Origin of the sequence: Alteribacter keqinensis (assembly GCF_003710255.1) — a bacterium.
In the GTDB taxonomy this organism is placed as follows: Bacteria; Bacillota; Bacilli; order Bacillales; family Salisediminibacteriaceae; genus Alteribacter; species Alteribacter keqinensis.
On record NZ_RHIB01000010.1, the window covers coordinates 1 to 966 of the forward strand.

General features: G+C 41.6%; 2 rRNA genes. Both read right to left on the minus strand.

Annotation, left to right across the window (positions count from 1 at the left end):
- Positions 1-100, minus strand: a 16S ribosomal RNA gene (locus EBO34_RS20415); the annotation flags it as partial.
- Positions 101-830: 730 nt separating this feature from the next.
- A 5S ribosomal RNA gene (rrf, locus tag EBO34_RS20420) occupies positions 831-947 on the minus strand.
- Positions 948-966 lie beyond the last annotated feature (19 nt).

Here is a 966-nt window from a genome sequence, read left to right on the forward strand (position 1 = left end):
CTGACGTCAGGGGAGCAAGCTCCCCATCAGTCCGCTCGACTTGCATGTATTAGGCACGCCGCCAGCGTTCGTCCTGAGCCAGGATCAAACTCTCCATAGAAAGTTTGATGTCTCTGACATCATTTAATTCATTCATTGACGGGATAATTTATCATTATCCCACGTTTCGCTTGGCTTTTTGTTTAGTTTTCAAAGGTCACTGTCTTTCGTTTGCCACCGTGTCTTTCGCGGCGACAAGTAATAATATACCACGATGAATTCTTCAGTGCAATAACTTTTTTTAAAAAAGTTTTTATTTTTTCATCGCATATTTTTACCGTCCCTTTTAATGGGGACTTGATCTATTATAGATAATAAACCTTTCACGGTCAAGAACTTTTTTCATTCTAGGGTTGTATTACAATCATCCTTATTAATAATTCATCAAATTCCGTGTGAGACCTTTTGTCGAATCCCCCCTGTTTTAATTAAGCTGTATTCGTAAGAGCCGCTGCTGTTAGTGTTCAATTTAAGCACCCGGAAACAAACTTAAGCCCTGTTTTTCTTTCAGAAAACCAGCCTTCATTAAGATATTTATAAAAACGATCGGCCCATTCAAGAGAAGAGATTCCCGCCTTAAAGCACTTGTTTGGAAAGAACGCTGCAGACGATCATGTCACTTTCTTTCATATAGGATCTGTTTAAGGAACGAAAGAGTTACGAATGAAGGGATCTTTTTTCTGATATAGAGATCAGACAAGGGTTCACATCCCCCTTAAACCGTCTGGGATCACTTCGTGATAAAACACAAAAAGAAGCACCCGCTTTAAAAACGGGTGCTTTTTCTTATTGCCCAGCGGCGTCCTACTCTCACAGGGGGAGAGCCCCCAACTACCATCGGCGCTGAAGAGCTTAACTTCCGTGTTCGGCATGGGAACGGGTGTGACCTCTTCGCTATCGTCACTGGACAAATCATGAAATTGAGAA